This window comes from Streptomyces sp. NPDC015346 (assembly GCF_043078785.1).
GTDB lineage: Bacteria > Actinomycetota > Actinomycetes > Streptomycetales > Streptomycetaceae > Streptomyces.
On record NZ_JBIBTW010000004.1, the window covers coordinates 442,337 to 462,724 of the forward strand.

The 20,388-nt window shown below is 71.6% G+C and carries 17 protein-coding genes and 1 pseudogene; 12 read left to right on the forward strand and 6 right to left on the reverse strand.

The features are described from left to right. Positions 1-25: 25 nt before the first annotated feature. From ACF06X_RS17215 to ACF06X_RS17235, 5 genes are all read left to right on the forward strand, one after another. Complete coding sequence (locus ACF06X_RS17215; protein ID WP_392288082.1) at positions 26-1,213, forward strand: sensor histidine kinase; 1,188 nt, start codon at positions 26-28, stop codon at positions 1,211-1,213. 167 nt (positions 1,214-1,380) lie between these two features. Then, on the forward strand, positions 1,381-2,664 hold the full coding sequence (locus tag ACF06X_RS17220; RefSeq protein ID WP_392288083.1) for a sensor histidine kinase: 1,284 nt from the start codon (positions 1,381-1,383) through the stop codon (positions 2,662-2,664). 55 nt (positions 2,665-2,719) lie between these two features. Continuing rightward, positions 2,720-3,415 carry a response regulator gene (locus ACF06X_RS17225; RefSeq protein WP_392288084.1) on the forward strand — a complete coding sequence of 232 codons (696 nt, stop codon included), beginning with the start codon at positions 2,720-2,722 and terminating at the stop codon, positions 3,413-3,415. Between the two features lie 248 nt (positions 3,416-3,663). Beyond that, positions 3,664-5,601: a 2-oxoacid:acceptor oxidoreductase subunit alpha gene (locus ACF06X_RS17230; protein WP_392288085.1), complete on the forward strand. Its 1,938-nt coding sequence runs from the start codon at positions 3,664-3,666 to the stop codon at positions 5,599-5,601. Continuing rightward, on the forward strand, positions 5,594-6,646 hold the full coding sequence (locus tag ACF06X_RS17235) for a 2-oxoacid:ferredoxin oxidoreductase subunit beta (RefSeq protein ID WP_392288086.1): 1,053 nt from the start codon (positions 5,594-5,596) through the stop codon (positions 6,644-6,646). Before ACF06X_RS17230 ends, ACF06X_RS17235 begins: the two co-directional genes overlap by 8 nt. 85 nt (positions 6,647-6,731) lie before the next feature. Here the strand turns inward: ACF06X_RS17235 and ACF06X_RS17240 are convergent, their stop codons facing one another. Further along, positions 6,732-7,184, reverse strand: a complete 453-nt coding sequence (locus tag ACF06X_RS17240) for a winged helix-turn-helix transcriptional regulator (protein ID WP_392288087.1) — start codon at positions 7,182-7,184, stop codon at positions 6,732-6,734. A gap of 97 nt (positions 7,185-7,281) precedes the next feature. Between ACF06X_RS17240 and ACF06X_RS17245 the strand changes: the two genes are divergently transcribed. Together ACF06X_RS17245 and rarD are read left to right on the forward strand one after the other, a co-directional pair. After that, a complete protein-coding gene (locus ACF06X_RS17245; protein WP_392288088.1) occupies positions 7,282-8,154 on the forward strand; it encodes an NAD(P)H-binding protein in 873 nt (290 codons plus the stop codon). A gap of 91 nt (positions 8,155-8,245) precedes the next feature. Further along, complete coding sequence (gene rarD, locus ACF06X_RS17250) at positions 8,246-9,307, forward strand: EamA family transporter RarD (RefSeq protein WP_392288089.1); 1,062 nt, start codon at positions 8,246-8,248, stop codon at positions 9,305-9,307. A gap of 31 nt (positions 9,308-9,338) precedes the next feature. Here rarD and ACF06X_RS17255 read toward each other — a convergent pair whose 3' ends face one another. Beyond that, on the reverse strand, positions 9,339-10,775 hold the full coding sequence (locus tag ACF06X_RS17255) for an MFS transporter (RefSeq protein ID WP_392288090.1): 1,437 nt from the start codon (positions 10,773-10,775) through the stop codon (positions 9,339-9,341). Positions 10,776-10,896: 121 nt separating this feature from the next. On the opposite strand from ACF06X_RS17255, the gene ACF06X_RS17260 reads away from it, so the two are divergent. After that, a complete protein-coding gene (locus tag ACF06X_RS17260; RefSeq protein ID WP_392288091.1) occupies positions 10,897-11,406 on the forward strand; it encodes a winged helix-turn-helix transcriptional regulator in 510 nt (169 codons plus the stop codon). Positions 11,407-11,466: 60 nt separating this feature from the next. Here the strand turns inward: ACF06X_RS17260 and ACF06X_RS17265 are convergent, their stop codons facing one another. Next, the gene (locus tag ACF06X_RS17265) at positions 11,467-12,072 is read right to left on the reverse strand and encodes a CGNR zinc finger domain-containing protein (RefSeq protein ID WP_392288092.1); all 606 of its coding nucleotides are present in this window, start codon (positions 12,070-12,072) and stop codon (positions 11,467-11,469) included. A 21-nt stretch (positions 12,073-12,093) separates the two neighbouring features. On the opposite strand from ACF06X_RS17265, the gene ACF06X_RS17270 reads away from it, so the two are divergent. Further along, positions 12,094-12,546 (forward strand): VOC family protein, encoded by a 453-nt coding sequence (locus ACF06X_RS17270; protein WP_392288093.1) that lies wholly within the window; start codon positions 12,094-12,096, stop codon positions 12,544-12,546. 42 nt (positions 12,547-12,588) lie between these two features. Here ACF06X_RS17270 and ACF06X_RS17275 read toward each other — a convergent pair. Beyond that, positions 12,589-12,883 (reverse strand): annotated as a pseudogene (locus tag ACF06X_RS17275) (DUF1203 domain-containing protein); the annotation flags it as partial. Positions 12,884-13,027: 144 nt separating this feature from the next. On the opposite strand from ACF06X_RS17275, the gene ACF06X_RS17280 reads away from it, so the two are divergent. Together ACF06X_RS17280 and ACF06X_RS17285 are read left to right on the forward strand one after the other, a co-directional pair. After that, positions 13,028-13,960, forward strand: coding sequence for an arginase family protein (locus ACF06X_RS17280; protein ID WP_392288094.1), 933 nt, complete (start codon positions 13,028-13,030; stop codon positions 13,958-13,960). 181 nt (positions 13,961-14,141) lie between these two features. Beyond that, on the forward strand, positions 14,142-15,470 hold the full coding sequence (locus ACF06X_RS17285; protein WP_392288095.1) for a M28 family peptidase: 1,329 nt from the start codon (positions 14,142-14,144) through the stop codon (positions 15,468-15,470). Between the two features lie 124 nt (positions 15,471-15,594). Here ACF06X_RS17285 and ACF06X_RS17290 read toward each other — a convergent pair whose 3' ends face one another. After that, positions 15,595-16,794 (reverse strand): outer membrane lipoprotein carrier protein LolA, encoded by a 1,200-nt coding sequence (locus ACF06X_RS17290; RefSeq protein WP_392288096.1) that lies wholly within the window; start codon positions 16,792-16,794, stop codon positions 15,595-15,597. A gap of 133 nt (positions 16,795-16,927) precedes the next feature. After that, positions 16,928-17,938, reverse strand: a complete 1,011-nt coding sequence (locus ACF06X_RS17295) for a polyprenyl synthetase family protein (protein WP_392288097.1) — start codon at positions 17,936-17,938, stop codon at positions 16,928-16,930. Between the two features lie 284 nt (positions 17,939-18,222). Here ACF06X_RS17295 and ACF06X_RS17300 point away from each other — a divergent pair, with 284 nt between their 5' ends. Then, positions 18,223-20,220 carry a CocE/NonD family hydrolase gene (locus ACF06X_RS17300; protein ID WP_392288098.1) on the forward strand — a complete coding sequence of 666 codons (1,998 nt, stop codon included), beginning with the start codon at positions 18,223-18,225 and terminating at the stop codon, positions 20,218-20,220. The last annotated feature ends 168 nt before the right edge of the window (positions 20,221-20,388 follow it).

Below are 20,388 nucleotides of genomic sequence, written 5' to 3' on the forward strand. Positions count from 1 at the left end.
ACCGCCGACCGGCAGGCTTGGCCCCATGAGCCCTGGCCCCATGAGCGTCGACACCGAGACCACCGAGACCACCGAGGCCCCCCTACCGCCCGCGCGCCTCGCCTACGGCCGGCACACCTGGAAGGAGGTCTCCTTCCTCCTCGCCAATCTGCCGTTCGCGCTGGTCGGGTTCGTGTACGTGGTGGTCTCGGTCCTGCTCGGCGTCGGCCTGTCGGTCACGGTGATCGGTCTGCCGCTCCTCGCCTTCGGCCTGGCAGGGGCGCGCGGCCTGGGGCGGGCCGAGCGGTCCCGGGCCCGGGCCCTGCTGGGGGTACGGGTGGAGGAGCCCAGTCCGCTCCCGCGCCGGCACGGCTTCTTCGCCTGGCTGTGGACGGCGCTGAAGGACCCGGTGGCGTGGCGGACGGTGCTGTACATGTTCATCCGGCTGCCCTGGGGGATCGTGACCTTCACGGTCACCCTGGTCTCGCTGTTCGTGCTGTGGCCGGTGCTTCCCTTCCTGGCCCGCGCTCTGGCCAATGCCGACCGGGCGATGGTCCGCGGGCTGCTCTCGCCCTCGGACGAGCTGGAGCGGCGCGTCGCCGAGCTGGAGACGGACCGGGGTGTGGTCGTGGACACCGCCGCCGCCGACCTGCGGCGCATCGAGCGGGATCTCCACGACGGCGCCCAGGCCCGGCTCGTCGCCCTCGCGATGGGGCTCGGCCTGGCGAAGGAGAAGCTCCTGGAGGATCCGGAGGCGGCCGCCGCCATGGTCGACGAGGCGCACGGTGAGGTGAAGCTGGCGCTGCGGGAGCTGCGCGACCTGGCCCGGGGCATCCATCCGGCGGTCCTGACCGACCGGGGGCTCGGTGCCGCCCTGTCGTCGATCGCGGCGCGGTGCACGGTGCCGGTGAAGGTGACCGTCGACCTGACCGAGCGGCCGGCGGAGGCCATCGAGGGGATCGCGTACTTCACGGTCTCCGAGCTGCTCCAGAACGTCTCCAAGCACGCCCGGGCGCGTTCCGCCTCGGTGGAGGTGCGGCGCCGGGACGACCGGCTGCTCCTTCAGGTACGGGACGACGGGCGCGGCGGGGCGAGGCTGGACGGCGGTACGGGAATGGCGGGGCTCGCGGAGCGTCTGGGGGCGGTCGACGGGCTGTTCGTCCTCGACTCACCGGAGGGCGGTCCGACGACGGTCACGGCGGAGCTCCCGTGGCGGGCCCGTCCGAAGGCCTAGCGGGCGTCCGCCGGGCCCCGGAGGTGGGGAAAACCCCCGGCCGTAGACGCCGACCTCCCTCATGGTCCGCGGCGTGCCCGCCCGTAAGCCTTGAGGCAGTAACCCCGCTCCTCCCCCGACCCCCCGGTCCTCCCCCGTCCTCCCCCGAGCAGAAACGGACACCAGCGATGGCCACCCACCGCCTTCCCGTCGCGATCCGCGCGCCGTTCGAGGCCCGCACCTGGCGCGAGTTCGGCCATCTGGTGCTCGGGCTGCCGCTGAGCTGTGTGTACTTCGCCCTCTCCCTCGCCATGGTCTCGGCCGGCGCCGGCCTGCTGATCACCTTCCTCGGCATCCCGGTCCTGGCCGCCGGTCTGGCGATGTGCCGCGGCTTCGGCGCGGTGGAGCGGGCCCGGGCGCGCGGACTGCTCGGGCTCGACGTGTCCGCGCCCCTCCCGGTGCGGGGCCGTACGGGCGGGGCGATGTCGTGGATGGGCGCGATGCTGAAGAGCGGCGCGTCCTGGCGTCACCTGCTGTACGCGATCCTCCACATGCCGTGGGCGGTCTTCGCCTTCTCCGTGTCGGTGGCCTTCTGGGTTTACGGCTGGGCCCTCTTCACGTATCCGCTGTGGCAGTGGATCTTTCCGATGTACGCGGGGCAGGACGGGCTCCAGCTGTACGGCGACGGGACGCACCGCTTCTACCTGGACTCGCCCTTCGAGATCGCCGTCACCAGCGGTGTCGGCCTGCTCTTCGTCCTCGCCGGGCCGTGGATCATCCGGGCGCTGACCGCCGTGGACCGGCTGATGGTGCGCGGGCTGCTGGGGCCCTCCCGACTGGCGACCCGGGTCACGGAGCTGGAGTCGGACCGGGGTGTGGTCGTGGACACCGCCGCCGCCGACCTGCGGCGCATCGAGCGCGATCTGCACGACGGCGCGCAGGCCCGGCTGGTCGCCCTCGCCATGGACCTGGGGCTGGCGAAGGAGAAGCTGAGCGAGGACCCGAAGGCGGCGGCGCGGATGGTCGAGGAGGCGCACGGCGAGGTGAAGACCGCGCTGCGGGAGCTGCGCGACCTGGCGCGGGGCATCCACCCGGCGGTTCTGACCGACCGCGGCCTGGACGCGGCGCTGTCGGCGGTCGCGTCCCGCTGCGCGGTCCCGGTGTCGGTGGAGGTGGATCTGCCGGCCCGGCCGGCGCCGGCGATCGAGGGCATCGCCTACTTCACGGTCTCCGAGCTGCTCCAGAACGTTTCCAAGCACGCCCAGGCACGCCGTGCCTGGGTGGAGGTGTGGCGGGCGGGCGACCGGATGATGCTGCAGGTCAGGGACGACGGCCGGGGCGGAGCGGACGTGGCGGCGGGCAGCGGCCTCGCCGGGCTGACGGAGCGGCTGGACGCGGTCGACGGCATCCTGGCGGTCGACTCCCCGCCGGGCGGCCCGACGACGGTCACCGCGGAGCTGCCCTGGCGCTGACGCCCCCGCCGTTCGCTTCCCCCGACGGGGTGGCCGGGTGCCATGCTGGAGCCTCATGGACATCGACGTGGGGGAAGACGTGGCGGACGCGGTACGGGTGGTCATCGCCGAGGATTCGGTGCTGCTCCGGGAGGGGCTGACCCGGTTGCTGACCGATCGGGGGCACGAGGTGGTCGCCGGGGTGGGGGACGGGGAGGCGCTGCTGAAGACCGTGGCGGGTCTCGCCGGGGAGGACGCGCTGCCGGACGTGGTGGTCGCGGACGTGCGGATGCCGCCCACCCATACGGACGAAGGGGTACGGGCGGCGGTGCGGCTGCGCAAGGAGTACCCGCAGGTGGGGGTGCTGGTCCTCTCGCAGTACGTGGAGGAGCAGTACGCCACCGAGCTGCTCGCCGGGTCCAGCCGGGGCGTGGGCTATCTGCTGAAGGACCGTGTCGCGGAGGTCCGGGAGTTCGTGGACGCGGTGGTCCGGGTGGCGCGGGGCGGCACGGCGCTGGATCCGGAGGTCGTGCAGCAGCTCCTCGGCCGGAGCCGTAAGCAGGACGTGCTGGCGAACCTGACACCCCGGGAGCGGGAGGTCCTGGGCCTGATGGCGGAGGGCCGGACGAACTCGGCGGTCGCGAAACAGCTGGTCGTGAGCGACGGCGCGGTGGAGAAGCACGTCAGCAACATCTTCCTGAAACTCGGCCTGTCACCGAGTGACGGGGATCACCGTCGGGTACTCGCGGTGTTGACCTACCTGAATTCCTGAAGAGCTGACACCCTGTCAGACAGGGCACTCGGAGACTGCCGGAGAGGCCTCCGGGAGGGTCCGAGGGGCCGGACGTGACAATCAATCGCGATCACGCATCTCAAAACGAGGACCAGGATGCGAGAGTCCCGGGAAGGGGCCCCTCACCGTCGTAGGGTGGGCATCAGGACGGCCGGTCCGCCGACCGTCTCCCGAGCCCTCTTCGCCTCCGGCGGAGAGACCCCTTGCCGCGAGGGAGGTCCAGTTCAGTGACCAGCCAGGTCAGTAGCGAGGCCGGTGAGGCCCTGGTCGGGGAACAGCGCAGCGTCCCCGGAGGGTCCCATCACGGTGAAGAGAAGGAAGTCCGGCGTCTCGATCGGGTGATCATCCGCTTCGCGGGTGACTCCGGTGACGGTATGCAGCTGACGGGTGACCGGTTCACCTCCGAGACGGCGTCCTTCGGGAACGACCTCTCGACGCTGCCGAACTTCCCCGCCGAGATCCGGGCCCCGGCCGGCACGCTGCCGGGCGTCTCCTCGTTCCAGTTGCACTTCGCCGACCACGACATCCTGACCCCGGGTGACGCGCCGAACGTGCTGGTCGCGATGAACCCCGCCGCGCTCAAGGCCAACATCGGCGACGTGCCGCGCGGCAGCGAGATCATCGTCAACACGGATGAGTTCGCCAAGCGCGCCATGGCCAAGGTCGGCTACGAGACCTCTCCTCTGGAGGACGGCTCGCTGGCCGGCTACCGGGTCCACCCGGTCCCGCTGACGACGCTGACGGTCGAGGCCCTGAAGGACTTCGGGCTGCCGAGGAAGGAGGCCGAGCGCAGCAAGAACATGTTCGCCCTGGGCCTGCTCTCCTGGATGTACCACCGGCCGACGGAGGGAACCGAGGCCTTCCTGCGGCAGAAGTTCGCCAAGAAGCCGCAGATCGCCGAGGCGAACGTGGCCGCGTTCCGGGCCGGCTGGAACTTCGGCGAGACGACCGAGGACTTCGCCGTCAGCTACGAGGTCGCCCCGGCGACCAAGGCCTTCCCGCCCGGCACGTACCGGAACATCTCCGGGAACCTCGCGCTCTCCTACGGGCTGATCGCCGCCTCCCGGCAGGCGGACCTCCCGCTCTACCTGGGCTCGTACCCGATCACTCCCGCCTCGGACATCCTCCACGAGCTGTCCAAGCACAAGAACTTCGGCGTGCGCACCTTCCAGGCGGAGGACGAGATCGCCGGGATCGGTGCCGCGCTCGGCGCGGCCTTCGGCGGCTCGCTCGCCGTGACCACCACCTCGGGCCCCGGCGTGGCGCTGAAGTCCGAGACGATCGGCCTGGCGGTCTCCCTGGAGCTGCCGCTGCTGATCGTCGACATCCAGCGTGGCGGCCCGTCGACCGGTCTGCCGACCAAGACCGAGCAGGCCGACCTCCTGCAGGCCATGTACGGCCGCAACGGCGAGGCCCCCGTCCCGGTCGTCGCGCCGAGGACGCCCGCCGACTGTTTCGACGCGGCCCTGGACGCGGCCCGGATCGCGCTGACCTACCGCACCCCGGTCTTCCTGCTCTCCGACGGCTACCTCGCCAACGGCTCCGAGCCCTGGCGGATCCCGGACCTCGACGAACTCCCCGATCTGCGCACGCAGTTCGCCACCGGACCCAACCACCAGCTGGCGGACGGCACGGAGGTCTTCTGGCCGTACAAGCGCGACCCGCGGACCCTGGCGCGGCCCTGGGCCGTGCCCGGCACCCCGGGGCTCGAGCACCGCATCGGCGGCATCGAGAAGCAGGACGGCACGGGGAACATCTCCTACGATCCCGCCAACCACGACTTCATGGTCCGCACCCGGCAGGCCAAGATCGACGGCATCGAGGTCCCGGACCTGGAGGTCGACGACCCGGACGGCGCGAAGACGCTCGTCCTGGGCTGGGGCTCGACCTACGGACCGATCACGGCCGCCGTCCGCCGGCTGCGCCGCGACAGCGTGCCGATCGCCCAGGCGCACCTGCGCCATCTCAACCCCTTCCCGAAGAACCTCGGGGAGGTGCTCAAGCGGTACGAGAAGGTCGTGATCCCGGAGATGAACCTGGGCCAGCTCGCCACCCTCGTACGCGCCCGCTACCTCGTCGACGCCCGCTCGTACACGCAGGTCAACGGCATGCCGTTCAAGGCCGAGCAGCTCGCCACGGCACTCAAGGAGGCCATCGATGACTGAGTCACTCCTGAACCTCGTGCCCAAGGCCGAAGCCGCCCAGTCGATGAAGGACTTCAAGTCCGACCAGGAGGTGCGCTGGTGCCCCGGGTGCGGTGACTACGCCGTCCTCGCCGCCGTGCAGGGCTTCATGCCCGAGCTCGGTCTGGCGAAGGAGAACATCGTCTTCGTCTCCGGCATCGGCTGCTCCTCCCGCTTCCCGTACTACATGAACACGTACGGGATGCACTCCATCCACGGCCGGGCCCCCGCCATCGCGACCGGCCTGGCCAGCTCGCGCCGCGACCTGTCGGTCTGGGTCGTCACGGGTGACGGCGACGCGCTCTCCATCGGCGGCAACCACCTGATCCACGCGCTGCGCCGCAACGTCAACCTCAAGATCCTGCTCTTCAACAACCGGATCTACGGGCTGACCAAGGGCCAGTACAGCCCGACCAGCGAGGTCGGCAAGATCACCAAGTCGACGCCGATGGGGTCGCTCGACGCGCCCTTCAACCCGGTCTCGCTCGCGCTCGGCGCGGAGGCGTCCTTCGTGGCGCGGACGGTGGACTCCGACCGCAAGCACCTCACCGAGGTGCTGCGCCAGGCCGCCGACCACCCGGGCACGGCGCTGGTGGAGATCTACCAGAACTGCAACATCTTCAACGACGGCGCCTTCGAGATCCTCAAGGACAAGGACCAGGCGCAGGAGGCCGTGATCCGCCTGGAGCACGGGCAGCCGATCCGCTTCGGCACCGGCCTGGACAAGGGGGTCGTACGGGACCCGGCCACCGGCGACCTGAAGGTCGTCACGGTCACCCCCGAGAACGAGAGCGCCGTCCTCGTCCACGACGCGCACGCCGCCTCCCCGACGACGGCGTTCGCGCTGTCCCGCCTGGCGGACCCGGACACGCTGCACCAGACGCCGATCGGGGTGTTCCGGTCGGTGGAACGGCCGGTCTACGACACGATGATGGCCGACCAGCTCGACACGGCGATCGAGCAGCACGGCAAGGGCGACCTGGGACAACTCCTCGCGGGCGGCGACACCTGGACGGTGGTGGGCTAGCCACGCGGGAGAGGTACGGAAGCGGTGAGGGGCCCGGCCGGTGCGGCCGGGCCCCCCACCGCTTGGTCCATGGGTGGGGCCTCTTCTAGGGGCGGGCCTCCACAGCGCTCGCGCTCGCGCTCCCGCGACGCGCCTCGTCGTACGCCTCGCGCGCCTTCTCCACCTCCGCGACCCGGCGCTCCGTCCAGCGCCCCAGCTCCGAGACCTGACGGGCGGCCTCCGTGCCCAGTTCGGTGAGGCTGTAGTCGACGCGGGGCGGGATGACCGGCTTGGCGTCGCGGTGGACGAAGCCGTCGCGCTCCAGGGTCTGGAGCGTCTGGGCGAGCATCTTCTCGCTGACGCCGCCGATCTCGCGGCGCAGCTCGCTGAAGCGGTACGAGCGCTCCAGCAGGGCGATCAGGATCAGGACGCCCCAGCGACTGGTGACGTGCTCCAGGACGAGCCGCGAGGGGCACATCGGGTCCCTGACGTCCGGCTTCGGACGCGCACCGCCATCACCCTCGCCACCACCACCGGCCACTCCACCACTTACTCGCATGCCAGTACCTTACTTCAAAGTGGGTACTTTCTAATAGTTGGCGCCGGTCATACGGTGAGTGCACATCGCGCACGCCCCCTCCAGGAGAGAGAGCACCATGAGCATCGTCGTCACCGGAGCCACCGGACAGCTCGGCCGTCTCGTCATCGACGAGCTGCTGACCCAGGTCCCCGCCGCGTCCGTCGCCGCCGTCGTCCGCGACAAGGAGAAGGCCGCCGACCTCGCCGAGCGCGGTGTCGAACTGCGGATCGCCGACTACGACCGGCCGGAGACCCTCGCGGAGGCCTTCGAGGCCGGTGACCGGGTGCTGCTGATCTCCGGCAGCGAGGTGGGGCGTCGCGTGCCGCAGCACGCCGCCGTGATCGACGCGGCGAAGGCCGCGGGCGTCGCCCAGCTCGCGTACACCGGCATCCTCGGCGGGCCGGAGGCCGACTTCGATCTGGCCGCCGAGCACAAGGAGACCGAGCGGCTGATCCTCGGCTCGGGCCTGCCGTACACCTTCCTGCGCAACGGCTGGTACACCGAGAACTACACCGCCCACCTCGCCCCCGTCCTCGCGCACGGCGCCGTCGTCGGCAACGCCGGCGAGGGGCGGATCGCCTCCGCCACCCGCGCCGACTACGCGGCCGCGGCCGCCGCCGTCCTGACCGGCCCGGTCGAGGAGCACCGGAACACGGCCTACGAGCTGAGCGGCGACGTCGCCTGGTCGCTCGCCGAGTACGCGGCCGAGGTCGCCCGCCAGAGCGGCCGGGAGATCACGTACCGCGACGTCCCCGCCGAGGCCCACCTGGCGATCCTCACCGGCGCGGGCGTGCCGCAGGCCTTCGCCGAGATCCTCGTGGACGTGGACCGGGCCGTGGAGCGCGGGGCGCTCGCACGGCGGACCGGCGACCTCTCCCGCCTGATCGGCCGCCCGACGACGCCGGTCGCCGACACGATCGCGGAGTCGCTCGGCGCCGCCCTCAGCTAGAGGTCATGACCGTATCGGGGTACGGACATGACAGGCCGCCCTGTGCGGCGCTACCGTCGACGGGACGGCGCGGCACAGGGCAGGAGTTTCGATGAAGGAAAGCACCGAGGGACGAGCAGGCCTCCTCTACGGGATCGGCGCCTACGGCATGTGGGGACTGGTCCCGCTCTTCTGGCCGCTCCTCAAGCCCGCCGGAGCGATCGAGATCCTCGCCCACCGCATGGTGTGGTCCCTCGCCGTCGTCGGCCTCGCCCTGCTCGCCCTGCGCCGCTGGGGCTGGATACGGGAGCTGCTGCGCAGCCCGCGCAAGCTGGGTCTGATCGCCGTGGCCGCGGCCGTGATCAGCGTCAACTGGGGCGGCTACATCTGGGCCGTCAACTCCGGCCAGGTCGTCGAGGCCTCGCTCGGCTACTTCATCAATCCCCTCGTCACCATCGCCATGGGCGTGCTGCTCCTGAAGGAGCGGCTGCGCCCCGCGCAGTGGGCGGCGGTCGGGATCGGCTTCGCGGCGGTGCTCGTCCTCGCCATCGGCTACGGGCAGCCGCCCTGGCTCTCGCTGATGCTGGCCTTCTCCTTCGCCGTCTACGGCCTGCTGAAGAAGAAGGTCAACATCGGCGGCCTGGAGTCGCTGGCCGCCGAGACCGCGATCCAGTTCCTGCCGGCCCTCGCCTATCTGCTGTGGCTGGGGACCGCGGGCTCGGCCACCTTCGGCGCCGAGGGCGCCGGGCACGCGGCCCTGCTCGCCGCGACCGGCATCGTGACGGCCGCGCCGCTGGTCTGCTTCGGGGCGGCGGCGATCCGGGTCCCGCTGTCCACGCTGGGGCTGCTGCAGTATCTGGCGCCCGTCTTCCAGTTCCTGCTGGGCGTCGTCTACTTCCACGAGGCGATGCCGCCGGAGCGGTGGGCCGGCTTCTCGCTGGTCTGGCTGGCTCTGACGATCCTGACGTGGGACGCGCTGCGGACGAACCACCGCAGCCGCGCGGCGATCGCGGCCGCGGCGGCGGTGGCGGGTCCGGCCGCGGATGCGGTGGCGGGTGCGGTGGCGGGTGCGTCGGTGCCCGCCGTCCCGCTCACCGCCAGCGAACACTCCGGCTCCGGCGACGAGCCCGGCACCACAGCGGTCTCCACCCCATCGGCCCGGCCCGGGCGCTGACCGGACCACGGCCGGCCGCGGCGCTTCCCGCCTACGGGACCGTGACCTTGCTCGCAGCCGCCTCACCCCCAGTCCCAGCTCCAGCTCCAGCGCCGGACCCGGACCCGGACCCGGCCCCGGATCGCTTTCCTCGCAGCCCGGTCGCGGTGACCAGCGCGCCGAGCGTCACCATCACCACCGGCACGACCAGCGCCGCGCGGAACCCGCCGAGACCGCCGCCGGAGATTCCGTACACCGCCGTCACCGCCGAGATGCCGACCGCCGAGCCGAACTGGGTGGCCGTGGTGAGCAGCCCGCTCGCGAGCCCCTGCTCCTCCTCCGCGACACCGTCGGTCGCGGCGATCGTCAGCGGTCCGTACGCGAGGGCGAAGGCGAGACCGGTCAGGAGCAGGGTCGGGAACATCGCCGCGTACGACCAGTCGGGACCGACCGGCAGGAACAGCGCGTACGAGACGACCGCGAGCACGAACCCGCCCAGGATCACCCGCCCGTTGCCGAAGCGCGCCACGAGCCTCGGGGTCAGCGTCGGGGCGAGCACCGCGTCGACGCCCATGACGACCAGGGCCAGCGCCGTCTCCAGGGAGGACCAGCCGCGCAGTTCCTGGAGGTAGAGCGTGGCCACGAACTGGAACCCGAAGAACGAGCCGACGAACAGCAGCGCCCCCAGGTCGGCGCGGACCGTCGACGCCTCGCGGAGCAGCCCGAGCCGGACGAGCGGGGTGGCGGTCCGGCGTTCGACGGCGACGAAGACGCCGGCGAGGACGAGGCCTGCGGCGAGGGCGAGCACGGTCACCGCCCAGCCGTCGAGCCCGTGCTCGAGGCGGACGATCGCGAACGCCAGCAGCAGCATCGCCCCGGCGGCCGTCAGCGCGCCGCCCAGGTCGAAGCCGCCGGGCGTCCGCGCGGGGCGCGGCTCCTTCGGGATCAGGCGCAGCGCGGCGAGCAGGATCGCCGCGGCGAGGAGGACCGGCGCGAAGAAGACCCAGCGCCAGCCGAGCTGGGTGAGCAGCCCGCCGATGACGAGCCCGAGCGAGAAGCCGCCCGCCGCCGTGCCGGCGAAGACCAGCAGGGCCTGGTTGCGTTGCGGGCCCTCGGCGTAGGACGTGGTGATGATCGACATCGCGGCCGGGGTCATGAAGGCGGCGGCGACGCCGGTCATGAAGCGGGCCAGGATCAGCGTCCAGCCGTCGTTCGCGAAGCCGCCGAGGCCGGAGAAGAGGAGGAAGACGGTGAGCCAGACCAGGAACATCCGGCGGCGGCCGAGGAGGTCGGCGGCGCGACCGCCGAGGAGGGTGAAGCCGGCGTAGCCGAGGACGTACGCGGACATCACCCAGGCCGCGGCGCCGGTGGACAGGTCGAGGTCGGATCTGATGGAGGGCACGGCGACGGCGAGCATGGCGACGTCGATGCCTTCGAGGAAGATCGTCCCGCAGAGGACGAGGAGCAGACTCCAGGCGCGTACGGACACGGCTGTCTCCAGAGCAGGAAGGGGCAGGGGGAATGAGGCAGGGGGAAGGGCAGGGTGGTTATCGGCCAGAGGGTCGGTTCCCTCTTGTAACCACCTGCATCCTGCGGCAGCATCGGGTGCCATGGAAGAAGGCACTTCGAAGTCACCGAGTCACTGCCAAGTGACCTATGGAGACAGGCACGTTGGGGACGGCGGGGACACGGACCCGTTCCAGTGGGACACGCGGGAGGACTGCGAGGTACGGCAGATCCTCGACCGGGTCGCCGACAAGTGGTCCCTGCTGGTCATCGCCCTGCTCGACCGGCGCAAGCTGCGCTTCACGGAGCTGCGGCGGGAGATCGACGGAATCAGCCAGCGGATGCTGACGGTGACGCTGCGCCAGCTGGAGCGGGACGGCCTGGTGAAGCGGACGGTGCATCCCGTGGTGCCGCCGCGCGTGGACTACGAACTGACGCCGCTGGGCGGGACGTTGCACACGACGATCCGCTCGCTCGTGACATGGACGGAGCAGCACCAGAACGAGATCGCGGCGGCGCGCGAGGAGTACGACGCGCGGGAGCGGGCGGAGTCGGAGAGGTCCGAGAGGTCTGAGAGGTCCGAGAGGTCCGAGACGACGACGGTCCCGGCCTGACCCTGGGGGCACGGCCGGCGACCGCCTTCCTGAAGGAACGGCGTGCCCGACGCGCGCTTCTCACTCCGCCCGCGTACGGGCCCGGTGGGTCCGGACCTTGTGGCGGTTGCCGCACCTCTCCATGGAGCACCAGCGGCGGCGGCCGGGGCGTGAGGTGTCGACGAAGAGCAGGGAGCAGGTGCCGGAGCCGCACTCGCGGATGCGGTCGGCTTCGGCGCCGGTGAACAGCTCGATCGCGTCGCGGGCGACGGTCGAGAGCAGGGCGGCCACGGTCGCCCCCGGCGCCCAGGCCCGCTCGCCGCCCGCGGTGAACCGGGACACCAGCGGGGGGTGGGCGGCGGCCTCGTTGACGGTCTCGACGTCCGCCGGCGCGAGGGCCCGGCCGTACGCGCGGGCCTGCGCGAGCCGCCACAGCGCGTCCCGTACCTCCCGTACACGCGTGAGCTCGGCCGGCGTGACCGTCAGATCGAGCCCGGGAGTGTCCGCGAGCCGGCACCGCCCCACCCAGTCCAGCAACCCCTCGGTCCGGTCGAGGACTTCGAAGCGCGCGGCCACCGGTCCGGGGCCGCCGGTGACCAGCAGTTCGAGGCAGAGGGCACCGGCGTCGAAGCGGAACGACTGGCCGTCAGGGTGATTCAGCGTCATCGCTGTTGTGGCCCGCATCATGCAACCAGTATAAGTGGTTACATGACACCGCTCCATTGGAAGCTCGTGATCGACTGCACCGACCCGCACGCCCAGGCGGCCTTCTGGGCGCGGGCCCTCGGCTACGTGGAGGAGGACCACAGCGCACTCGTCGAGCACCTCCTCGGCCTCGGGGCCGCCCCGCCCGAGGAGACCCTCAGGGTCTGCGACCGGCTCGCCTGGCGCGATCTGGCCGCTGTCCGCCATCCGGACGACCCCTTCGAGGAACAGAGCGGCATGGGCCTCGGCCGCCGCCTCCTCTTCCAGCGCGTCCCGGAGAAGAAGACCGTCAAGAACCGCCTCCACATCGACGTCCACGCCGCCCCCGGCACCCGCGAGGCCGAGGTGGCACGACTGGAGGCCCTGGGAGCGTCGGTGCTGCGCCGGGTCGCGGAGCAGGGAGGCGAGTGGGTGGTCATGACGGACCCCGAGGGCAACGAATTCTGCGTGCAGTGAGGTGCGTCGAGCGACGAGTGGGGGCGAAGCCCGGGGTGGAGCTCAGGGCCTGGGGACCTCGTAGTGGAGGCAGCCGTACTCCACCGCTCTGACGTGGACCAGGGCGACCTCGGGATCGGCGAAGGCCTCACCGAACGCCGTGTCGAAGCCCTCGGTGGCCGGGTCCGGGATCCGCAGGAGGCGGCCGCCGAGAATGCGGCCCTCGGCGCTGTAGCGGCGCAGGACGCGCAGGGCACACCTCCGGGGTCCCGGGGCCCTTGCACGCCTCGGCGTGGATGAAGACCGGGCCCTGTTCGTCGTACGCGCCGGGCTCGGCGCCGGTCGCGGCCGCCACGCGCGCGACCGCGCCGCCGGCGCTGACGTTCGGTTCGTGGCGACCGGGCCATCACGACCGGGCGCGGCGCCCGGGTCGGGCCGCCCCACGGCGCTATCGTCCGCCTGCGGGGGCGGGAAACCCCAGCAGTAGGTGATGGTGGTGGTCGTGCGGGAGGCAGAGGCGGAAGCGGATGCGGATGCGGTGATCGCCGAGGCGGCGATCGTCGAGGCGCCGTCCGTCCTCGGATTGCGGCCGTCCGGGGTGCAGGACATGCCGGCGGCTCTGCTCGGCGCCGGCCTGCGGGAGCGTCTCGGGGCGGTGTGGGCCGGCAGGGTCGAAGCGCCCGCCTACGACCCCCGGCGCGATGAGGGGACCGGGATCCTCAATCCGGAGGGCATCGCCCGCTACTCCGTCGATCTGGCCGACGCCGTGACCGGCGTCCTCGGCCGAGGCGGCTTCCCCGTCGTCCTGGGCGGTGACTGCAGCGTCCTGCTCGGCGGCCTCCTCGCCCTGCGCCGCCGCGGACGGCACGGCCTGCTGTTCCTCGACGGCCACACCGACTTCTACCAGCCGTCGGCCGAACCCACCGGCGAGGTGGCCTCGATGGAGCTCGCCCTGGCCACCGGCCGCGGCCCACGGCTCCTCACCGATCTCGAAGGGCGCGGCCCCCTGTTGCGCGACGAGGACATCGTCGCCTTCGGCTTCCGCGACACCGCCGAGTCGGCCGAGGCGGGAATGCAGCCCCTACCGCCGCGGCTGCGCGCGATCGGCCTCGACGAGGTGCGCGCGGCCGGAGCCGGGGCGGCCGCGCGCCAGGCGGTCGGGCACCTCACCACCGGCGCCACGGCCGGGTTCTGGGTCCACCTCGACGTAGACGTCCTGGACGACGCCCTCATGCCCGCCGTCGACTACCGCCTCCCCGGCGGCCTGACCTGGGAGGAACTGGAGACCGTACTGGCCACCGCCCTGACCGACCCACACGCCCGGGGGCTGACCGTCACCATCTTCAACCCCCGCCTCGACCCCGGCGGGACGAGGGCCGCCCGCCTGGTCGAGTGCCTGGGCCGGGGATGGTCGGCGCGCCCCCGCGTCCGGTGAGCGAACGCGCCTGACCGGTTTCCGCTCTTGACGAGGTATCAAACTCTCGCTGAACATTCAGCACGCACATCCGTACGTCGCACAGACGCACCACGCACAGCTCCAGCGCCTCGTGGCACCCACGCCCCGGGGCGTCTCGCACGTTCCGTCCCATCCCCAGTTCGGAATTCGGAGCCCCCACATGAAACTCTCCGTACCCAGACGCGCCACCGCGGCCGCCGGTCTGGCACTCGCCGGACTGCTGGCCGGTGTCGCGCCCACCGCCGCCACAGCGCAGCCACAAGCCGCCCCGGCGGCGCCGGCCTTCGTCGCCGCCGCGCCCGACATCCCGCTCGCCAACGTCAAGCAGCACTTGACGGATCTCCAGGCGATAGCCAACGCCAACGGCGGCAACCGCGCCCACGGCCGTACCGGCTACAAGGCGTCCGTCGACTTCGTGAAGGCCAAGCTGGACGCGGCCGGATTCACCACCACCGTCCAGCAGTTCACGTACAACGGCACCACCGGCTACAACCTGATAGCCGACTGGCCCGGCGGCGACCCGAACCAGGTCCTCATGGCCGGCGCGCACCTCGACTCGGTCTCCTCCGGCGCCGGCATCAACGACAACGGCTCCGGCTCGGCGGCCGTCCTGGAGACCGCGCTCGCCGTCTCCCGGGCCGGCCTCCAGCCCACCAAGCACCTGCGCTTCGGGTGGTGGGGCGCCGAGGAGCTCGGACTCGTCGGGTCGAAGCACTACGTCGCCCAACTGCCCACCACCGAGCGGGCGAAGCTCTCCGGCTATCTCAACTTCGACATGATCGGGTCGCCGAACCCCGGCTACTTCGTCTACGACGACGACCCCACGATCGAGCAGACCTTCAAGAGCTACTTCGCCGGCATCGGCGTGCCCACCGAGATCGAGACCGAGGGCGACGGCCGCTCCGACCACGCCTCGTTCAAGAACGTCGGCATCCCCGTCGGCGGTCTCTTCACCGGCGCCAGCCGGGTGAAGACCAGTGCGCAGGTCCAGAAGTGGGGCGGCACGGCCACGGCCTTCGACCGCTGCTACCACTCCTCCTGCGACACGACCGCGAACATCAACGACACCGCCCTGGACCGCAACAGCGACGCCGTCGCCCACGCGATCTGGACCCTGTCGGCCGGTACGACCCCGCCGCCCGGCAAGGTCTTCGAGAACACCGCCGACGTGTCCATCCCGGACAACGGCGCCGCGGTGACCTCCACGGTCGACGTCACCGGTGTCACCGGCAACGCCCCCGCCACCCTCAAGGTGGACGTGAACATCGTCCACACCTGGCGCGGAGACCTGGTCGTCGACCTGGTCGCCCCGGACGGCTCGGTCTACAACCTGAAGCCGTTCTCGTCCTCCGACTCGGCCGACAACGTGATCGCCACCTACACGGTCAACGCCTCCACCGAGGTCGCCAACGGCGCCTGGAAGCTCCGGGCCCAGGACAAGGCCGCCCAGGACACCGGCTACATCAACAGCTTCAAGCTCACGTTCTGATCCCGTAGAACGGCCGAAAAAGAACTCCCGGGTGGGTCGGTGACATCAGCCCCGACCCACCCGGGCACCCACTCCCGTACGACCGTACGGAAGCTTCCGTACGGAACTCCCGTACGGAAGCCGCCTACTTGCCGGCGTTCGCCGCGTCCACCAGGGCGTCCTTCGTGACCGCGCCGACGTAGACCTTGCCGTCGTCCGTCATCAGGGCGTTGACGAGCTTCGTCTTGAAGACGGTGCCCGAGCCGAACTTCCCGGTGACCCTGTCGCCGAGCGAGTCGAGGAAGCCCTTGACCTCCGCCGGGGCCTCGTCGGTCTTCGGCGCCGGGGCGCCGGTGTCCAGCTTCGCGATCGTCGTCCAGCCCTCGCCGATGACGTTGAGGCCGCCCTTGGAGCCGGTGAACTCCTCGAACCCCTTCTCCAGGCCCTTGAGCTCCTCCTCGTGCTCGGCGGAGGCGCCCTCCGTCACCTTCGCGCCCTTCGGCGCCTCGAAGTCGAACGTCGACGCCGCCGGCCGGCCGAAGTCGATCTTCGTGAAGCCCGCGTCGACGACCGGCTTGCCGCCCTCGACGGAGGTGAGGGTGAACTTCAGCGGGGTGCCGTTCCGGGCGTCCACCGCGACCTTCACGGACTCGACCGTCGAGCCGCTCTGCTTGGGCTTGATCACCAGCTGGTACGCGTCCCGGCCGGCGATCTTCGCCGTCCCGCCCACGGTGATCGACGTGGTGTCGCCCGCGGCCTTCAGGATCTCGTCCGCCAGCTGCTTCGGGGTGCTGGGGAGCTCCTTCTCGGGGGCCTCCCCCTTCGCGCCTTCGGTCTTCTCGTGGAACGCCTCGTTGGACTTGCTGTCGTACGCCCACACGTCGTCGCCGTTGTGGATCAGGCTGTACTCGTCCGAGCCGTCCACGATCGTCAGCTTCTGCCGGTCCGGGCCGTCGGCGGCCACGCGCAGCGTGTGCGTGCCCGAGGCGAGCTGGGTCAGCCTGTCCTGCGGGTCGGCCGAGGACGAGCCCGACGCGGCGGACGGGATCAGGCCCGCGAAGGACGGCAGGCCGAGGTCGGTGGTGATCTTGAACGTGCCGGAGAGCGTCTGCGTGTCCGACGCGGCGATCTTCTCGATGAGCTGCTGCGCGGTGATCTCCGGAAGCTCCGGGTCGCCGGACGCCGCAAGGGCCGGGACGAGCCCGATCGTCGCGGCGGCCACTCCGGCCACCGCGACCGGGACGACGTAGCGGCTCGCCCTGCGCCGGACCGCCGTCCGCGTGGTGCCCGCGCCGTCGGGTGCGCCCGCGCCGTCCGTGCCGACCGTGCTGTCGTTCGGTGCCATGGTTGTCCTACCTCCGTGGTCGATGACTCCATCTGACCAAAACGGCGGTACGGAGTCGTCAGACTCCGGGCTCAACCTGGCGTACTGCTACGGGATGACGGAACCCTGAGAAGCCCTGGCCCGCGCGGTGGATCTAGCCCGCGCGGTGGACCACCGCGTCGCACAGCTCCTCCAGGGCCGCCTTCGCGTACCCCTCGGGCAGCGGCGCCAGCATCGCCCGCGCCTCCTCGGCGTAGCGCACGGTGTCGCGGCGGGCCTGCTCCAGGGCCGGGTGGACCCGGAGCCGCCGCAGGGCCTCCGCGTGCCGGGCGTCGTCGGCGAGGCCGCCGTCGATCAGCTCGACCAGCTCCACGTCCTCCGGGCGCCCGTGGGCGGCCGCGGCGGCCCGCAGGTGGAGGACGGGGAGGGTGGGGATGCCCTCGCGGAGGTCGGTGCCCGGGGTCTTGCCGGACTCGTGGGAGTCGGAGGCGATGTCGAGGACGTCGTCGGCGAGCTGGAAGGCGACGCCGAGCCGCTCGCCGTACTGGGTGAGGATGTCGACGACGCTCTCGTCGGCGCCGGACATCATCGCGCCGAAGCGGCAGGAGACGGCGACGAGCGAGCCGGTCTTGCCGCCGAGGACGTCGAGGTAGTGGTCGACCGGGTCGCGGTCGCCCTGCGGTCCCGCCGTCTCCAGGATCTGGCCGGTCACCAGGCGTTCGAACGCCTCGGACTGGATCCGTACGGCCTCGGGTCCGAGATCCGCGAGCGTGTGCGAGGCGCGGGCGAAGAGGAAGTCACCCGTGAGGACGGCGATGGAGTTGCCCCAGCGGGTGTTCGCGCTCGGGACACCGCGCCGCACGTCCGCCTCGTCCATGACGTCGTCGTGGTAGAGCGTGGCCAGGTGGGTCAGCTCGACGACGACGGCCGAGGGCACGACACCCGGCGCGTGGGGGTCGCCGAACTGGGCGGCGAGCATCACGAGCAGCGGCCGGAAACGCTTCCCGCCGGCCAGGACGAGATGCTGCGCGGCCTCCGTGATGAACGGGATCTCGCTCTTGGTGGCGTCGAGGAGCCCTGCCTCCACGGCCGCCAACCCGGTCTGGACATCGGCCTCCAGAGCCTGGTCCCGCACGCTAAGACCGAACGGCCCGACGACGGTCACGAGGGGGTCTCCTGTCTGCTGACGCCTGGTCTAACGCCTGGTCTCACGCCTGCTGTCACGCCTGCTGGTACTGCCGGCGATCACACGGATTGTCGATGTGTCGCTCGATTCACTCAAGTCAGCGTATCCGGTCGCGTTTCGATCACCATGGGCGCCTTCCCGCCACCGCCGGTATGTTCGTGATCAGCTCATACAACCAGGAATGCGGCTTTTGTCACGAACAGTGATCGAGGGCTTCCCCCGCTCAGGGCCCGCTCAGGGCGTCCCGAGGAGGTGTCCGCACCATGAAGATCCGTACCGAGTTCCCGTACGAGACCGTGCACGACGACGTACGCATCCCGATGGCGGACGGTACACGGCTGTACGCCCGGATCTGGCGGCCGGTCACCGAGGCGCCCGTCCCCGCCCTCCTGGAGTACCTGCCCCACCGCCTCACCGACCGGACCGCGCCCCGCGACTGGCAGCGCCACCCCTGGTACGCCGGGCACGGCTACGCCTCCGTACGTGTTGACGTGCGCGGGTACGGCAACAGCGAGGGCCTGCCGGGCGACGAGTACGACGCGACCGAGCTGGCCGACGGCGTGGCGGTGGTGAACTGGCTCGCCGCGCGGGACTGGTGCAGCGGCAAGGTCGGCATGTTCGGGATCTCCTGGGGCGGCCGCGACGCGCTCCGGATCGCCGCGCTCGCCCCCGAGCCGCTGAAGGCGGTCGTCGCCGTCTGCTCGACCGACGACCGCTACGACGACGACGTCCACCGCATGGGCGGCTCCGTCCTCGCCGCGGGCACGCACACCTGGGCCGCGACCCTGCTCGCCCTGGTCTCCCGCCCGCCCGACCCGCGGTACGTCGGCGAGGTGTGGCGCGAGATGTGGCTGGAGCGCCTGGAGGCGGTCGAGCCCCTCCTCCACACCTGGCTCGCCCACCAGACCCGCGACGACTACTGGAAGCACGGCAGCGTCCGCGAGGACCACGGCGCGATCGAGGCGGCCGTCCTCGCGGTCGGCGGCTGGCACGACCCGTACCGGGACACCGTGCTCCGGCTGGTCGAGCACCTCCCCCAGGACCGCGTCCGCGGCATCATCGGCCCCTGGTGCCACCAGTACCCCGACCGGGGCCTGCCGCCAGGACCGGCGATCGGCTTCCTCCAGGAGACGCTGCGCTGGTGGGACCACCACCTCAAGGGCGCCGACAACGACGTCATGGCGGTCCCGCTGCTGCGCTCCTGGATCAGCGCGTCGCACCCGCCCGCCACCACGTACGACGAGCTCCCGGGGCGCTGGGTCGCCGACCCCGCCTGGCCGTCCCCGCACGTCACGCCGGTGACGTACGCCTTCCAGGGGGAGCCGGTCCTGGTCCGCTCCCCGCAGCGGACCGGCCTGGACGCCGGGCGCTTCGTCCCCCTCGGCGACGACGCCGACCTGCCGCCCGACCAGCGCGCCGAGGACGCCCACTCGGCCTGCTTCGACTTCGTGGTCCCCGAGGGCGGCCCGCCCGTCGAGATTCTGGGCCGGCCCCGGGTGAGCCTCTTCCTGCGCGCGGGCGCCCCCACCGGCCAGGTGATCGCCCGCCTCTGCGACGTCGCCCCGGACGGCTCCTCGACCCTGGTCACCCGTGGGGCGCTCAACCTCTCCGCCCGGCACGGCCGCGACCGGGTGGTGAAGGCCCGGGTCGGCGTGGGCGAGGAGGTCGCCTTCGAGCTGAACGGCATCGGCCACGGCTTCCCGCCCGGCCACCGGATCCGCCTCGCGGTCTCCTCCGCGTACTGGCCGTGGATCTGGCCCCAGCCGGACGCGGCGGGCTTCACCCTCGACCCGGCGGCCTCACACCTGACCCTGCCCGTCCGCGGCCCCACGCGGGACAGGATCGTGTGGCAGGAGCCGGAGCAGTCCGAACCCCTCGGCGTGAGCGTCCCGGCGACGCTGGAGGAACCCCGACCGGAGCGGCTGGTGGTACGCGACGTGGCCAAGGGCGAGTGGCGCCTGGAGGTCGCCCCCCGCCAGGGCGGTACGCGGCTCTACCCGGACGGCCTGGAGTGCACCGAGGACACCCTGGAGACGTACACGATCACGGAGGACGACCCGCTGTCGGCCCACACCCGCTCGGACTCGTCGATCCGGCTGCACCGACCGGACATGGCGTGGGACGTCACGATCGACGCACGTTCCGAAATCGCCTGCGAGGCGGAGGTATTCGTCACGTCGAACGAGGTCGTGTGCAAGGAGGGCGGGGAAGTCCTCTTCCACCGCACCTGGGAAAAGCGCATTCCGCGTACGGCGGGGTGAACGAACGGGGTGAACGAAAAGCCCGCGTCCCTCACGGAATGCAGAACGCCACCCCCGATGGCCCGCGATCTGCCCCATTAGCAACAAAATCGACCACAACGTTCCGTGAGATAGATCATGCCACGACTGTGAAGTCCTTGTGCGTTTCCTGTGTCGAACGATAGGAAG

Coding starts and splice junctions, on each gene's coding strand:
- ACF06X_RS17215 (WP_392288082.1), top strand. CDS start 26: ATGAGCCCTGGCCCCATGAGCGTCGACACCGAGACCACCGAGACCACC.
- ACF06X_RS17220 (WP_392288083.1), top strand. CDS start 1,381: ATGGCCACCCACCGCCTTCCCGTCGCGATCCGCGCGCCGTTCGAGGCC.
- ACF06X_RS17225 (WP_392288084.1), top strand. CDS start 2,720: ATGGACATCGACGTGGGGGAAGACGTGGCGGACGCGGTACGGGTGGTC.
- ACF06X_RS17235 (WP_392288086.1), top strand. CDS start 5,594: ATGACTGAGTCACTCCTGAACCTCGTGCCCAAGGCCGAAGCCGCCCAG.
- ACF06X_RS17240 (WP_392288087.1), bottom strand. CDS start 7,184: ATGCGAGTAAGTGGTGGAGTGGCCGGTGGTGGTGGCGAGGGTGATGGC.
- ACF06X_RS17245 (WP_392288088.1), top strand. CDS start 7,282: ATGAGCATCGTCGTCACCGGAGCCACCGGACAGCTCGGCCGTCTCGTC.
- rarD (WP_392288089.1), top strand. CDS start 8,246: ATGAAGGAAAGCACCGAGGGACGAGCAGGCCTCCTCTACGGGATCGGC.
- ACF06X_RS17260 (WP_392288091.1), top strand. CDS start 10,897: ATGGAAGAAGGCACTTCGAAGTCACCGAGTCACTGCCAAGTGACCTAT.
- ACF06X_RS17265 (WP_392288092.1), bottom strand. CDS start 12,072: ATGATGCGGGCCACAACAGCGATGACGCTGAATCACCCTGACGGCCAG.
- ACF06X_RS17270 (WP_392288093.1), top strand. CDS start 12,094: ATGACACCGCTCCATTGGAAGCTCGTGATCGACTGCACCGACCCGCAC.
- ACF06X_RS17285 (WP_392288095.1), top strand. CDS start 14,142: ATGAAACTCTCCGTACCCAGACGCGCCACCGCGGCCGCCGGTCTGGCA.
- ACF06X_RS17290 (WP_392288096.1), bottom strand. CDS start 16,794: ATGGCACCGAACGACAGCACGGTCGGCACGGACGGCGCGGGCGCACCC.
- ACF06X_RS17300 (WP_392288098.1), top strand. CDS start 18,223: ATGAAGATCCGTACCGAGTTCCCGTACGAGACCGTGCACGACGACGTA.